This is a genomic window from Pseudomonadota bacterium (genome assembly GCA_026388255.1).
Lineage (GTDB): Bacteria > Desulfobacterota > Syntrophorhabdia > Syntrophorhabdales > Syntrophorhabdaceae > JAPLKB01.
The window spans coordinates 62,498-76,891 of record JAPLKC010000094.1; the positions used below are offsets into that span (position 1 = coordinate 62,498).

Consider the following 14,394-nt stretch of genomic DNA (forward strand, 5'->3'; position numbering starts at 1 on the left):
ACTATCAGTCATTATTGCATGATCAAGGAGTTCTTCCGCATAGACAAACAGTCTCTCTCCTGCTTTGGTAAGAAAAACGCGCTTCTTCTTTATATTGACAAGCTTTACTCCGTATTGAACCTCCAATGCCCTTATCTGTTGGGTCACCGCAGGTTGTGTGACAAACAGTTTTTCAGCAGCTTCGCTGAAACTTTTTTCTTTGGCTACATAGTAAAAGGAAATTATGTGTTGGAGGTTGATCTGAGGCGGCTTCATTTAAGTATTCTAAATCATTGCAAATAATGAGTCAATCTAATTTTATGTCTTTTGGTTTGACGCCATAAAATCTTGACAGCTTATGAATTCATTAGAAAGTATGAATTGATTGTATACATCAACTGGATGAGAATATCTCAGAGGGCGTGGATATTACGGTTATGTTGAACTGCCTGATTCTAAGGATGATAAGAAAGAGACATAATAAGGAGAAACCCTTAAAAAGGAGGACTGCAACAACATGAATAAGATAGATTTCGTCGATCAGACCATACGGGATGCGCAACAAAGTCTGTGGGGTTATACCATGAGAACAGAACATATGACCCCTATTGCGGAGATGATGGATAAGGTCGGATACAGAGCCATTGGAACAGTAGGTAGTCAGGCATTTACTATACAGGTACGTAATCTCGATGAAAATCCCTGGGAGAGAATCCGGGTACTTTCCAGGCTTATAACCAGAACCCCTCTGCGCGGGTCCTACCAGACGGGAAGCCTTTCCTCCTTCGATTTGAGCACTCCCCGTGACATTATCACCCTCTGGATTAAGAGATCAATTGCTCATGGAATAAAAAGTTTCTGGATATGCGATTACCAGGATAATATGGAGAGGTTTCGCTACTTTGCACAATTAGCCAAGGCCGAAGGCGCCGAAGTAGTACCGTCTCTAATGTATACTTCCAGTCCTGTCCACACCAGTGAGCACTGGGCGGAAAAGACCCGGATGATAGCGGCTGAGAAGAATTGTGTGGATCGCATCATGATAGAGGATGCGTCAGGAGTCATAACGCCTGAAGATACCCGAAAGCTCGTGTCCGTTGTTCTGAAGAATTGCGGCGGTCTGCCGATTGAGTTCCACTCTCATTGCAATGCAGGACTTGCTCCTCTGTGTTATATCGAAGCTATTAAAGCTGGAGTCACAACAGTGCATACAGCCGTTGCACCTCTTGCCAATGGCACTTCTTTGCCGGCCACAGAGAGTATTTTAAAGAATGCCAAGCGTTTGGGTTTTACGTCAGACCTGGATGAAGATGCCCTTGCAAACGTTTCAGCACATTTCAGAAAAATTGCCGAAATGGAGGGCCTGCCCATTGGAATGCCGATGGAATACGACCTCTTTCATTTTGAGCATCAGGTGCCCGGCGGCATGATGTCAAATCTCACAAGACAACTCAGGGAAGTAGGCATGGAAAACCGTCTTGCAGAGATACTTGAGGAGGTTGTCCTGGTCCGGAAGGATTTTGGATATCCTGTAATGGCAACTCCCTATTCGCAGATTGTAGGCGCACAGGCTATAGAAAACATAATCCTTGGGGAGCGGTATAAACAGGTCACAGATGAGGCAATTAAGTATATTCTCGGGTACTATGGAGAGCCGATTGTTCCCGTTGACCAGAACGTCAAAGACAGGGTGATGAGCTTACCCAGGACCAAAGAATTTCTCAATTGGGTTCCAGAAGGGTACCTCAAATCCGTTGAAGAGATCCGTAAAGAAGTTGGCCCTGATCTTTCCGATGACGACCTTTTGCTCAAGCTCCTTATTCCGGGAAAGCCTGTGAAAAACGGTAAATCTGAGAAAAAAATAGTGAAAACAATGGCAAAGCCTGCGGTGTCAGGCAATGTGCCTGTTGATTTTCCTAAGGAATTCAGTGTGGAAGTAGACGGGGACGTATTTAATATCAAGATTTCACCGGTCTGGAATGGGAGCGAAAACGTAGCAGAGGTGCAGCAACAGGATGGTTCGAAGAAATCGAAGAAACCTGAAAAACTGCCGGCTGGTGCTATTTTAACCGGCATGGCAGGATTGGTCCTTTCCTTTGAAGTAAAGGTTGGCGATAGAGTAAAAGCAGGGGATCTGGTGGCAATGATCGAGGCAATGAAAATGAGAAGACACATAAACTGCCCGCATGACGGGATAGTAAAAGAGATTTGTGCCCAGGAAGGCGAGATCGTTGAGCCTGAGGATCTTTTGATGGTGGTGGCGTAAAATGATCAAGAAAATCCTTATAGCAAATCGTGGTGAAATAGCCATCCGTGTCATGCGTGCCTGCCGGGAGATGGGCATTCTTTCTGTTGCTGTCTATTCTGAGGCAGACAAAGATGCACTATTTGCGAAATATGCTGATGAAGCATATCTGCTTGGCCCGGCGCCGGCAACCCAAAGTTATTTGAATATCGAAAAAGTGATTAAAGCGGCAAAAGAATGCGGGGCAGACGCAATCCACCCCGGCTATGGTTTTCTTGCCGAGAACCCTAAATTTGCCAGGATGTGTGAAGAAGAGGGCATAAAGTTCATCGGACCGTCGAGCAGGGTTCTTGCACTCCTTGGCGACAAGGTAGCAGCACGCCGCGAGATGATAAGAGCGGGAGTACCTGTGGTGCCGGGGACCGATGAATGTGTTACACAATTCAAGCAGGCAAGGGACATAGCCGAGGAAACCGGGTATCCGATTATCATCAAACCCTCCGGTGGTGGAGGGGGAATCGGGATGACCATCGTGTGGAGTGAAGGAGAACTGGAAAAGGCTTTGGAGTCGACGCAGGCCATTGCCGCGACCACCTTCGGCATAGCCGATGTATACATTGAGAAATACCTTACCAATCCCCGCCATATAGAGTTTCAGCTAATGGGAGACTCCCACGGAAACGCCATCCACCTTGGAGAACGGGAATGTTCCATACAACGAAGACATCAGAAGTTGATCGAGGAATCCCCTTCCCCGGCCGTATCTGCAAAGCTCCGCAAAGAGATTGGAGAGAAAGCTGCAAACGCCGCAAGGATGGTCGGTTATGAAGGCGCAGGGACCATGGAGTTCCTTTACTCTGATGGAAAATTGTATTTCATGGAAGTGAATGCTCGTGTGCAGGTGGAGCACCCGGTGACGGAGATGGTAACAGGTGTGGATATAGTGAAAGAGGGGATACGGATCGCCTCGGGATTGCCCTTAAGTATCGCACAGAAGGACGTGAAACTGCGGGGGAGCGCTATTGAATGCCGTATCAATGCGGAAGATCCCTTTGAAGACTTTGTCCCGACACCGGGGAAGATCAAAAGCTATAATGCTCCGGGAGGTCCGGGTGTTCGCGTTGACAGCGGCGTGTACAGCGGGTATACGATACCTCCCTTTTATGACCCCATGATCGCAAAGCTTATTGTCTGGGGAAATGACCGGAATGAGGCAATACAGAGAATGCGGCGGGCGCTCTATGAATACATTATCACCGGAATGAAGAACAATATCCCCTTCCACCTGGCGGTCATGGAAAACCCGCGCTTTGTGAAAGGCAAACTGGGAACCCATTTTATCGAAAGCGAGACTACCCTGTTCGATGATATGAAGAGCATTATAGAACGGGAGAGATCATTAGAAGAAAAACTCCCTAAACTGGTTGAAGAAAAAAAGAGAATCGCCGCTATCGCTGCTGTGACTGCGATGACACAGATGTACGGGCAGAGATAAATAAATCACATATTCCTCGAAGCTTTGCTTCGGGATGACCATATTTACTTGCTCATTGCTGGAGAGGGCAGGGTTAGGGGATACCTCGCAGTTCTGCTGTGGGGAGGTTCATTAAAGAAGGAGTTTTATGGGAAAAACAATTGTCATTCTGGGGACTTTTGATACAAAAGGGGACCATTTACAGCTCTTAAAAGAGAAAATTGTCTCCAGAGGGCACAGGGTTATTACAATGGACCTTAGCATGGGAGGCAGCTCCGCAATACAGGCTGACATTAATCCGCAGGAGATCGCCGGCCTTATGGGAAAGAATACGGAAGAGTTCATAGCCTCGAGAGATAGACATATGAAAACAGAGGTAATGATAAAAGGGGCGCAGCAGAAGATTCTGGAACTTCTTTCCAGACAGGAGGTAGATGGCGCAGTAGCCCTTGGCGGAGCATCAATGGCACTTATAGGTTCCAGGGTAATGTCGAAACTTCCCTTCGGGATACCGAAAGTGATTGCCACGTCAGCGGCCATGCCTGCTTATTCGGCAGAGTGGTTTGACTCTATGGATATCCTTGTAATGCAAATAATTATGGAATTTACAGGAATGAACGAACTTTTGACTCATGCTATCGGACAGATTGCAGGAGTGATTTCGGGAATGGTGGAGGAGAGCTTTCCTCATACCTCTCTGTCCCTGCCTTATCCGGCTGTGGCAATAACGGAAATCGGTTTCTGTCCCAAGTGCACCAGGCAGGTTGAGGCGTTGCTGGAGGAGAGAGGATACCATGTTTGTACGTTTCATGCTCAAGGGATAAGCGAAAGGGCGATGGACCGGCTTATCTCTCAGGGTTTCTTCGATGGTGTCATAGACATAGTTCCGGCAGGCTTAATCGAGGAGATCTTTCAGGGGAACAGACCGGCCGGTATGGAGAGGATTGATGCGGCCTGCAACAGAGGTATCCCTATGATCCTTGCTCCCTGTACGATAAACCTCACAGGATGTGGTGTAACCCGTAAGAACAGGGAACAATATATATCAAGACCACGAATAATGAAAATGGACGAGATGAGAGCAATGACCCGTTACAATGCTGATGAATTACAATATGCTGCCGGCTTTTACAGAGAGAAATTAAATAAAGCAAAAGGGCCGGTGAAATTCTTTGTACCTCTAAAGGGCTGGTCTGCCATAGACCGGGAGGGTTCTGTACTCTATGATCCGGAGGGAGACCGGGTTTTTATTGATGCATTAAAAGAAGGTTTGAAACCACAGGTAGAAATTGTAGATGTTTCATGCAATCTCGAAGACCCTGAGTTTGCTGAGGCTATGGTCAAAGCCTTTGACAGAATTTTTAAGGAATTACAACACGCTTGAAAGCTATAAAGGAGGGCATCATGTCTGATAAATGGATTTATTGGCTTGAGGAACTGGGCAAGGAGGACAATGAACGTGTTGGTAAAAAATGCGCCAATCTTGGTGAGATCGCTAAAGCAGGGCTACCTGTTCCGAAGGGATTCTGTCTGTCCATCGATGGCTATACTATGTTTACGAATAAGACCGGGGCAGCGGAGGAAATCGGACGTTATCTTGAAGATCACAAACCCGCTGCTGATGATATTGAAGGGATTCGTCAACTCAGTTTGAAAATGCGACAGATTATGGAGTCCAAACCTATGCCCACGGAGATGTCGGATGTTATCCTGTCATATTACGGCAAGCTTTGTGACAGTGCCTGTGCGTTGGACCTGGCCGTATCCACCCGTTCCGCCGGGGCAGTAAGTCATCCCGGGCAGTATGAGACATACCTAAACGTGAAGGGTAAGGAAGACCTCCTGGATAAGGTGCGGAAGGTTTGGGCAAGCACCTGTAATGAGCGCTCCGTTGCATTTCGCATCAAGAAGGATATGCCCCTTGGGAAGGAGCCTATCGGCGTGGCCGTGCTGACTATGGTCAAAGCCCGCTCAGCCGGCATTGCCTTTAGCGCTGATCCCAATACTGGCGACACCTCCAAGATTATAGTCGAAGCGAACTGGGGTTTGGGCGAAAGCGTTGTCAGTGGTGAACTCATGCCCGACCGCTGGGTCCTAAACAAGGAGACCCTGGAAATCCGTGAAAGAACACTTGGCAAAAAAGACAAAGCCACGGTATGCCTGGAGTGTGGAATCGATGATGCTGAGATCGCACCTGAAAAGGCTTGTTCTTATTGCCTGACCGATGAGGAGTTGTACGAGATTGGAAAACTGGCCAATAAGCTCGAGGCGCACTTCGGCGTTCCTCAGGACATTGAATGGGCTGTGGATGAGGACATGCCTTTTCCTAACATTATATTGTTGCAGACGCGCCCTGTTGTCATCGCAAAGCAGAGTGCAGCGGACCAGGTTGCTGATCTAATGATCGGCATGCTCTCTTTCAGGTAGTGTCAGAACGATGTGTTGAATTTGCTGTAATCCGTAGCGATTATGCGACGGCATAAAAAATAAGGGGGTAAGACAATGTTACATGATGCTTACGATTTATCGTTTTACGAATTTGATGATGAGAAAGACCCAAAAGAATACGGTGTTTTACTATGCGACGTAGTTCATGGCAGACCGCCCATGAAACCAACTTACATGGGCATTGGCTGGTACTGGTACTATCATGGGGTGCGCTACGGAGCTGAAACCCTGCATTTACCCACTACTCATGGCTGGGACTCGCGGTTCGTAAAAGGCTATCCTTATATTACTGCGATCCGTACCACTCCTGAGGAGGCAAAAGAGCGGGAGCCCATCTTCAGAGAGAAGATCAAACCCTTCCTTGAGAACTTTGACGGCGTTTGGGACCCTCTGAAAGCGGAGTTGCTGAAGATGTACAAGGAGGCCAAAGAAGCGCGGGGACTCAAGGAGTGGGATGATATAAAGAAACTAAACAATGCTGACCTCTTGAGCTTTTTTCTCGACTTTGCTTACATCATCAATCGTAAAGAAGGTGAAATCCATTTTATCATGCTCATGGCATCTTTTTATATTGTCGGCCTACTCCAGGAGATGTGGCGGGCCCTTTTTGGAGAAGAGCCCTCTATTGATCCGAACTTCCACAAGCTCATGTCGGGGTTCGAGAATCAGGATATGAAAATGGGGCGTATGATGTGGCAGCTCGGCCGGAAGGCGGTAGAACTTGGTTTGGAAGACACCTTCATGAATACCGGGGATGATGTGCTCATAGACAAACTCAATACCTCAGAGGCGGGAAGAACATGGAATAGCCTCTACCATGAGTTCTTGCTGGAACACGGGTGGCGCTCCGACCGGGCACACTCCTACGACAGCCCGGTGTGGCTTGAGAAGCCTGCTCAAGCCCTCGGAAGGATCAAGCTTCTTATGTCGCAAACTGTTTTTAAATTCGACGTGGAGCGGGAACGTGTTATCAAAGATCGCGAGCAGGCCGAAAAGGAAATTCTTGCCAAGGTGCCGGAGGTACAAAGACCGGCTTTTGGTCTGCTGGTAAAGGCTGCCCAGAAGTCAGGCTACTGGAGCGAGGATCATGGTTATTTTTGCGACTGTTATGTAGGTGCAATAGGCCGATGGATTCTCCAGGAGTTCGGCAGGAGGTTTGCACAGGCCGGGAGTATCAACGATGCTGAGGACGTCTACTTCCTCCATCCCAACGAAGTACGTAAAGCTGCAGTATCCATGGGAAGGATCAATCTCCGTCCCTATGTGGAGCGTCGTAAAGAGGCTTGGGAAGAGAACATGAAGATCGAACCTGTACCCTTCTTTGGTGATATAAGCCAGGCACAGGACGTGGTCCGAAGCGATCCTACCCTTCTTGTTTCCACACAGGTTCCTGTTGTGAGAAAAGAACTGAAGGCAGATCTGTACGGTGCTGCATGCGCTCCGGGTTCCTTCCAGGGAACAGCAAGGGTGATCATGAGCGTGGATAATATCGCTGAATTGAAACCCGGCGAAATACTGGTTGCCCCAGGCACCTCTACGGCATGGATGGTAGTTTTCGGTATAATCAAGGGACTTGTGACTGACGGCGGCGGTGCCCTGTCTCATCCTGTTATCATGGCCAGAGAATTTGGTATCCCCTGCGTTTCGGGAACCATTGAGGCCACGCAGAAGATAAAGACCGGTGACAAGATCTGGGTAGATGGCAACCGCGGGGTGGTTTTTATTATGGATAAATAGTTATCTGCAACTCAAATTTCCCTCTACCCCGAGTAAGGCTTTGGATAGATATGAATATTGATTCAGATAAGGTTAAATAGGGGAATATGGTAAGATAAGAGATGCTTTTTATAGTTAAAAAATCACTGATGTGCTGAAAATAGTTATTCTTAAAAGGAGGAAATTATAATGGCAAAAACACCCTTACCGCAGGTGCTTGGAGAGTTGATCGAGGATAGGGCGCAGAGGAATACGGATAAAATCTTTCTCCGTTTTAAGGATCAGTCATTCACTTATGACGACATGAATCGTTATGCAAACCGTTGCGCAAACGCTTTTATTAACCAGGGGGTAGCAAAGGGAGACAAGGTCAGCATCATGCTTCCCAACTGCCCGGAATATATACATCTCTGGTTTGGCTCGGCAAAGATGGGGGCAGTGGAGGTTCCGATCAATACATCCTATAAGGGTGAGTTCCTGCGACATATTATTGACCAGTCTGATTCGAAGATTCTTGTGGTTGCCCACGAGTTTCTGGATCGCGTCAAACTGATAGAGGATGCTTTACCGAAGGTGAAAAAAGTAGTGGTCCTGGGAGGTCTCGAACAAGAGAAAGCCGCCGGATATAAGGTTCCCTTGATCAGTTTTGAGGAGTTCTTTAATGCTCCAGAGACACCTGTCGATGTAAAGATCTACCCCTCAGATCCCCAAAACATCATATACACCTCAGGGACAACCGGTCTTTCCAAAGGCGCCCTTGGTCCCCATAAGTTCTGGATTACGGTGGCCGAGCAGTTGCTCCCGTTGCGTGAGGGCGGAAAAGACGACATTTTCTATACATTCTTGCCGCTTTATCATATGAACGGTCAATGTCTCACAACAATAACTGCTCTGCTCGCAGAAGGCCAGATGGTGCTTTCCGATAAATTCAGCGCCAGCCGCTTCTGGGAAGAAATCCGCCGTTGCGGGGCAACCCAGTTCAACTATCTCGGAGCAGTGATACCGATACTCGCAAAACAGCCGGAGAAACCGGACGATCTTGATAATCCGGTCAAGATAGCTTTTGGAGCAGGTTGTCCTCAGAATGTAATGGACTACTTTGAAAAACGATTCGGGTTGAAATGCATGGAAGGATTCGGGATGACGGAGATAGGCATTCCGGTCCACACGACTCTTTATGACAGAAGGCCGGGTTCATGCGGACAACCTCTGCCTATCTATGAAGTCAAACTTTTTGATGACAATGACGATGAAGTACCTCCAGATGAGCCGGGAGAGATTGTGTTCCGCCCGAAAGAGCCTTTTACCATGATGATCGAGTATTACAATATGCCGGATAAAACTCTGGAATCCTGCCGCAATCTCTGGTTCCATACCGGCGATTTAGCCAAAAGGGACACCGACGGTTACCTTTATTTTATCGACAGAAAGAAGGATTCCCTCCGTAGAAGAGGAGAGAATATCTCATCCTTTGAGGTGGAAAGGGCCATTAATACACACCCGAAGATTCTTGAGTCGGCAGCCGTTGCAGTGAAGGCTGAAATGCCGGAAGATGAAGTAAAAATATGCGTTGTCCTTAAAACAGGCGAGACCCTAACACCTGAAGATCTGATCGAATATGCCAATGAAAGAATGCCATATTTTGCGGTACCGAGATTTGTGGAGTTCATGGACAGTTTGCCTAAGACGCCTACAGAGCGTGTACAGAAATACTTGTTGAAACAAGCCGGCATTACCCCGAATACATGGGACAGGGAAAAAGCTGGAGTTGAAGTGAAGAGATAAAAATCGGATGGTGCAATACAATAAGGAAAAGTAAATTTGGAAGATTAAAACAACGAGGGTTTGCTAAGGAGGAAAGATGGTAGGCATTACATCGGTTAGCGCCTATATCCCTATGTACCGGCTGAACAGGGAAGAAATAGAAAAAATGTGGAAAGCCGGGGCAGCCGCCGGAGAAAAGGCTGTGGCAGGTTACGACGAGGACACTGTTACAATGGCTGTAGCTGCCGCCATTGACTGCTTAAAGCCCGGCAACGAAGATGTGAACGGACTTTATGCGGCTACAACCACTGCCCCATACAAGGAGAAACAGAGCGCTGCCATCATAGCCAGTGCACTTGATCTGGATAAGAGATGCTATACGGCTGACTTCAGCAACTCCCTGAGAGCGGGAACCATAGCATTGAAAGCGGCTATAGATGCGGTTGTGAGTGGCTCCGCCGGGAGGATTCTGGTGACGGCCTCAGACTGCCGCATTGGTGCACCAGGGGGAAGGCTTGAACAAAACCTGGGAGACGGGGCTTGTGCCCTCATGATAGGGTCAAGCGACCTTCTTGCGACTATTGAAGATAATTATTCAATTTTTAGTGATTTTACTGATTTATGGCGAACTGAGGATGATATGTTTGTTCAATCCGGGGAAGGGCGGTTTATAGACGAAGCAGGTTATATGCCTATAATGCAGGAAGCTGTTTCAGAATTGATGAAAAAGCATTCACTTGTTCCCGGGGATTTTTCTAAAATTGTTTACTATGCATCAGATAATAAACAACATGCCGCTCTGGCGAAAAGACTGGGTTTTGACAGGTCTCAGGTTCAGGACCCTTTGTTTGAGCAGATTGGCAATACCGGTGTAGCTGCATCATTTATCATGTTGGCGGCTGTCCTGGAGGAAGCAAAACCAGGAGACAGGATTTTATTTGCGAACTATGGCGACGGTGTTGATACTTTCATATTTTGTGTGACTGAAAATATAGGCAGAATCCATAACAAATCAATGGTGAAAAAAAGGTTGGCAGCAAAGAAGTCCATCGATTATGGGACCTATCTAAACTGGCGCGATCTTATCCCCTTTGAAGCTTCAAGCCTTCCCGACAGGGCTGAGCCTTCGTTGGCACCCAGATGGAGGGAAAGGAAAACCGTTACAGCCTTGTATGGGTTTAAATGCAGAAAGTGCGGCATTCCCCAAATACATCCAATCGGACAAACTGCGAGGATCTGTGTTGTATGCCAGTCAAAAGATGATTTTGAAGCATATAAGTTTTCTGACAAAACAGGGAAACTCTTTACCTATGCAGTTGATATATTGCAGCCTACCAAAAACCCTCCCGGTCTCAACGGCGTCATTGATTTTGACGGAGGCGGCAGGCTGATATGTGAACTTACAGATTACAATCTCGACAAAGTTGCCATAGGTATGCCTGTAGAAATGGTTTTTAGAAAACTTTTTCAGGGTAAAGGAATATTGAACTATTTCTGGAAGGCAAAACCGATTTAAGGTTTTAAAAAGAGCTAAAGGAGCTGCTTCGATGGAGAGTATTAAAGATAAAGTTGCAATAGTGGGGATGGGTTGCACCAGGTTTGGTGAACGATGGGACATGGGCGTGGAAGATCTTCTTGTCGAAGCAGCCTACGAGGCATTTCAAGATGCAGGTATAGAACCTAAGGATGTTCAGGCAGCCTGGCTCGGCACGGTTTTTTCAGGCATGAGCGCTCTTACCCTGGCACCCCTGGGGCTGCAATATATCCCTGTTACGAGGGTTGAGAATATGTGCGCCACCGGGTCTGAGGCCCTCAGGGCTGCAAGCTATGCAGTTGCTGCCGGCGTATGCGATATAGCCCTGGCAATAGGCGTAGAGAAGCTCAAAGATTCCGGGCAAACCGGGGTAAAAGGCCCTTCCATAATCGGTGACAATACTGACGGAAGTTCGGCAATTGGCTCTGGGTACAGCGCACCTGCGTCCTTTGCTTACCTGGGAACGAGGTATTTCCATCACTATGGTCTGAATCCTGATGAAGGGAAGAGGTTGCTTGCTGAAATTGCAGTGAAGAATCATTACAATGGCAGTCTCAATCCCAAAGCTCATTTTCATAACATACTCACCGTTGAGCAGGTAGTAAAAGCGCCTATCGTAGCCTGGCCTCTCGGCTTATTTGATTGTTGCGGAGTCAGCGACGGCGCTGCTGCAGCTATCGTAACACGTGCCGACATGGCAAAGAACTTTCGGAGTGATCCTGTTTATGTGAAGGGACTGGCTATAAGTGTCGGGGCTCGTCAGGGGTCTATGAGGCAGGATTATGATTATGTACATATAGATGAAAATGTTCTTGCCGCTAAGAAAGTATATGCTGAGGCAGGGATAAAGGACCCTCGAAAGGAGATAAGCATGGCCGAGGTCCATGACTGCTTTACCTGCCACGAGTTGATAGTATACGAGGATCTGGGCTTTAGCCCGAGAGGAAGGGCCAGGGATGATATAGATGCAGGAACGTTTACCCTGAAGGGGGAGTTGCCGGTGAATACCGATGGTGGGCTAAAATGCTTTGGTCATCCTCTTGGCGCCAGTGGTCTGAGGATGATGTACGAGGTATACAAGCAACTACAAGGCAAGGCCGGTCCCCGTCAGGTGAAGAATCCGCGTCTGGGTATGACCCACAATCTGGGAGGTAATGCGGGGAATGGCGTCGGGTGCTGTGTTGTTGTGGGAAACGAAAAAGGGTGATTGAGAGCGAGTGGAGAATGAAGGATCTGCTCCATTTAGTTTTTGTCTGTATCGGTAATCGCAACCGAAGTCCTTTCGCTGAGTTCTTCTTCTCTAAGCTGATCAGCGAAAGAGACAAGATGCTTGTTGATAAGATAAGGGTGACGTCAGCGGGGTTTATTCCGAGGAAGATGAAAAACAAGATGGCAGAACTCCATATAAATCCACCTGAACCTTTTTTTGGCAGACCTATTGCTGAAAGCACGCTGGTAGCGCTACTCAGTCACGGCATCACCGTTTCTGATAAATGGAGGACAAGCGCCCTGACCCCTGAAATATTGGATGAGGCGGATATGATAATTGCAGTATTGCCGGACCAGAAGAAAGATCTTGCCGAACTCTATCCAAAAATCAAGGCTAAAGTCTTCACCATAAGAGAGATATCAAAATGGGATGGATACCTGGTACAGGAGGATTACGGATTCAAGGACATTCCCGAGGATAACACCCTTTGGAATTATGTGGAGGAGAACCCTGACTATGTTTCAAACATCCTGCATGAAATGGAAAAGATGTTGGTAAAGGCATATCCTCATATACTTGAACGTTTGGGGCTCAAAATCGGGACCTGAAAAAACTTGACGGCAGCTTTAACTGTGTGGGGTTGAAGAACCGGAAAAAAGGGGATCTAAAATGGATGATGACGTAAAAGGACCTGCGCGGCTTATTTCGTTGGAGATAAATTACGAAACACTACGGCAAGACCTGGAGCATTTCAGGCAAAAGGCGCTCGAACTTGGAGCATCGATGGCGGAAATTGTACCTGCCGACTGGGTGGAAGTAGATGAGAGGGTAAGGCTCAAGTGTACTGTTCCAATGTGTCCCCATTACGGCAAAAGCGCATATTGTCCGCCGAATGCCCCTGATATTGACTTCGTACGTCGTGCGTTCAGCCGTTACAAATGGGCAATCCTGTTTGCGCTGGATGTGATGCCTGTTTCTGAATTTTCAGACAGGGATGTTCAACGTAAGGCAGGAGTCCAGTGGACCAAAAGAGATATGGAAATAACAGGCAGGCTGGAGACAGCAGCCTTCGGCAATGGATACTATCTTGCCATGGGATTCTGCCAGTTCAGTTGTAACACAGCGCTCTGTGCGTCTGAAAAGTGTCAGGTGATTCAGGGAAACAAGTGTGCTCACCCGCTTAAGGCCAGGCCTTCAATGGAGGGAATGGGGATAGACGTATACCGTTTGGTGAGAAAAGCAGGGTGGGAGATTTATCCGATTTACAGAAGTGTGGACCCTGCAGCGGTACCACGAGCGCTTGCTGTAGGGATCGTTTTTATCTTCTGAATTCTTAAACGGGAGGTGATTCGAAGAATTACAGGTTCACAGAAATAAAAAAAGGAGGGATTATGAAGTATTATTTGAAATTTACGATACTTGCGGGTTTGATCTGGGGCTTTATTGCTATTCAGCGTATTGTCATTGCTATTATTATGCCTGCGATTCAGGCTGAGATGAAGTTCAGTTATACTGATGTTGGTATGATCATATCCATTACAGGGCTCATCTGGGCCTTCGGCACGGCTATCGGTGACAAATTCGGCCGTCGCCCGGTCATTGTCGGCTGCACCATTCTTGCTTCCATCTTTTCCTGGATGACCGGTATGGTAAATACGCTCGGCAGTATGCTCGCAATCCGGGGAGTCCTGGGATTTTTTGAGGGAGGCCCCTGGGGTCCTATCATTGCTACAGTAGGGGAAGAATCACCCGAGGAGAAGAGGGGTTTGCTGGTAAGCCTCATCCCCGGCAGTTTTTTTCTTATCGGCGTATTTTTGGGACCAATTCTTGCTGTCTGGCTCCTTACCAAGTTCGGGTCCTGGCGGCCTGTGTTTTACATCATATCAATACCGGGCGCCGTCCTCGCCATAATTGCAGCATTCCTTATGCATGAGCCGGCATCTGTTGCAGCAGGGATCAAGGCGCGTAAAGAAGGCAAGGAAAGGGTTGTTATGCAGCACGGGCATAAGGTAAAAATCACCGAT

Annotated in this window: 12 protein-coding genes; 11 read left to right on the forward strand and 1 reads right to left on the reverse strand. The window is 47.6% G+C overall.

Features of this window, described 5'->3' with window-relative positions; translation table 11 throughout:
* A partial coding sequence (locus NT178_14650) for a LysR family transcriptional regulator (protein ID MCX5813766.1) occupies positions 1–255 on the reverse strand: 255 nt, incomplete at its 3' end.
* Between the two features lie 241 nt (positions 256–496).
* Between NT178_14650 and NT178_14655 the strand changes: the two genes are divergently transcribed.
* The 11 genes from NT178_14655 to NT178_14705 all read left to right on the forward strand — a co-directional run.
* Complete coding sequence (locus tag NT178_14655; GenBank protein MCX5813767.1) at positions 497–2,245, forward strand: pyruvate carboxylase subunit B; 1,749 nt, start codon at positions 497–499, stop codon at positions 2,243–2,245.
* A 1-nt stretch (position 2,246) separates the two neighbouring features.
* Positions 2,247–3,719 (forward strand): acetyl-CoA carboxylase biotin carboxylase subunit, encoded by a 1,473-nt coding sequence (locus NT178_14660; protein MCX5813768.1) that lies wholly within the window; start codon positions 2,247–2,249, stop codon positions 3,717–3,719.
* 127 nt (positions 3,720–3,846) lie between these two features.
* Entirely contained in the window at positions 3,847–5,082 is a 1,236-nt protein-coding gene (locus NT178_14665; GenBank protein ID MCX5813769.1) for a Tm-1-like ATP-binding domain-containing protein, read from the forward strand.
* A gap of 20 nt (positions 5,083–5,102) precedes the next feature.
* Entirely contained in the window at positions 5,103–6,125 is a 1,023-nt protein-coding gene (locus NT178_14670) for a PEP/pyruvate-binding domain-containing protein (GenBank protein MCX5813770.1), read from the forward strand.
* Between the two features lie 75 nt (positions 6,126–6,200).
* Positions 6,201–7,883, forward strand: coding sequence for a PEP-utilizing enzyme (locus tag NT178_14675; GenBank protein ID MCX5813771.1), 1,683 nt, complete (start codon positions 6,201–6,203; stop codon positions 7,881–7,883).
* Positions 7,884–8,051: 168 nt separating this feature from the next.
* A complete protein-coding gene (locus NT178_14680) occupies positions 8,052–9,647 on the forward strand; it encodes an AMP-binding protein (protein ID MCX5813772.1) in 1,596 nt (531 codons plus the stop codon).
* Between the two features lie 76 nt (positions 9,648–9,723).
* The gene (locus NT178_14685) at positions 9,724–11,142 is read left to right on the forward strand and encodes a hydroxymethylglutaryl-CoA synthase (protein MCX5813773.1); all 1,419 of its coding nucleotides are present in this window, start codon (positions 9,724–9,726) and stop codon (positions 11,140–11,142) included.
* 31 nt (positions 11,143–11,173) lie between these two features.
* Positions 11,174–12,367 (forward strand): acetyl-CoA acetyltransferase, encoded by a 1,194-nt coding sequence (locus NT178_14690; protein ID MCX5813774.1) that lies wholly within the window; start codon positions 11,174–11,176, stop codon positions 12,365–12,367.
* 17 nt (positions 12,368–12,384) lie between these two features.
* Positions 12,385–12,978, forward strand: coding sequence for a hypothetical protein (locus NT178_14695; GenBank protein ID MCX5813775.1), 594 nt, complete (start codon positions 12,385–12,387; stop codon positions 12,976–12,978).
* 61 nt (positions 12,979–13,039) lie between these two features.
* On the forward strand, positions 13,040–13,699 hold the full coding sequence (locus NT178_14700) for a DUF2284 domain-containing protein (protein MCX5813776.1): 660 nt from the start codon (positions 13,040–13,042) through the stop codon (positions 13,697–13,699).
* A 62-nt stretch (positions 13,700–13,761) separates the two neighbouring features.
* Positions 13,762–14,394, forward strand: a 633-nt coding sequence (locus NT178_14705) for an MFS transporter (GenBank protein MCX5813777.1), incomplete at its 3' end; no start/stop codon positions are given.